The following is a 1,221-nucleotide window of genomic DNA, read 5'->3' on the forward strand; positions in this document are numbered from 1 at the left end:
ACTAGACGATACACCTAAACGAAAGTCTTTATCAGAGGGGGTGAGTAGACGCTTAACGCGACTACGCAACTGTGTATACATACCCCCTCCTTCAACTAATTTATTTTGCTGCAGTTAGCGCTGCTCGTTCTTGCGCTATAAGAAAGTTAGCAACCTTAATCATATTTGCAAAACCGCCCGCGTCACGAACACCAATTTTATATTTACCATTTACGATAAGTGCTGGCACGCCTGTCAGACGATAAGCCTTGATACGATCACCCGCTTTCTTCACTTGCTCATCAATTTTAGAGATTTTGCGGAAACCAGACGCTTCAAACACTGCCATGTACTGCTCTTCTGATACGCCGTGCTTTTCAAAAATTTCTACAAAATCATCACGATCTTGATATTTCTTAGGAGCACCTTGAATCGCATCAAATAAAGCTTGGTGCATCTCTTCGATCTTACCTAGCTCCTCTGCTGCAAAGAATACTTCCGCGTGCGTTACCCAACCTGGGAACGTTGCTGGCAACAAACGGAAATCAACATCATCTGGGAAGCTTTCTTCCCATTGCGGAAGATGATCGTTGTTGAATTCATAACAATGAGGACAGCCGTACCAAAACACCTCTACAACTTCTATTTTAGAAGCGTCACCAGTCTTAACTGGGAATGGCAATTCTTTGTAGTGTGTACCTTTCTCCCACAAGCTGGCAGCGGAAGTCGCGACGCTGAATAGCATGGTAGCTGCAAGCATAAGCGCGCTTAGAATACGAAATTGAAACATGAAGTGTCCTCATAACAAGTGTTTAGCAATAACCGAAAGATAATAGGCCTGCCCTTGAACGTACTCAAGCAAGCTTAGATGACTATTAGATTAAACTTGTCAGACAGAAAACAAAGGTCACAGTTCCCTAGCTTTCAAATGATATTGCGGACATAAAAAAACCCGAGATGTAGATGTCTCGGGTTTTCAAATCTATGAAGAAGCGATTACTCAGAAAGACCTGAAATATAGCTCGCTACCGCTTCAATTTCACGATCGTTCATACGTGCAGCAATTGAACGCATCACACGCGCATCACCGTCGTTAGCTCGCTCACCGCTACGCCATTTTTTCATTTGCGCAATCGTGTAATCAGCATGCTGACCGCTAAGCGCTGGGAAACCTGCCGCCTCAACACCTTTACCTGAAGGACCGTGACAAGCGATACATGCTGCCATTTTAGTAGCTGGGTT

Annotated in this window: 2 protein-coding genes; both read right to left on the reverse strand. The window is 44.2% G+C overall.

Features of this window, described 5'->3' with window-relative positions; all coding sequences use genetic code 11:
* Nucleotides 1-100 precede the first annotated feature (100 nt).
* Nucleotides 101-769 carry a thiol:disulfide interchange protein DsbA/DsbL gene (locus tag A3762_RS13055; RefSeq protein ID WP_068473556.1) on the reverse strand — a complete coding sequence of 223 codons (669 nt, stop codon included), beginning with the start codon at nt 767-769 and terminating at the stop codon, nt 101-103.
* Between the two features lie 206 nt (nt 770-975).
* The coding region (locus A3762_RS13060; RefSeq protein WP_156493441.1) for a c-type cytochrome at nt 976-1,221 on the reverse strand (246 nt) is incomplete at its 5' end.

The organism is Oleiphilus sp. HI0125, from assembly GCF_001635355.1.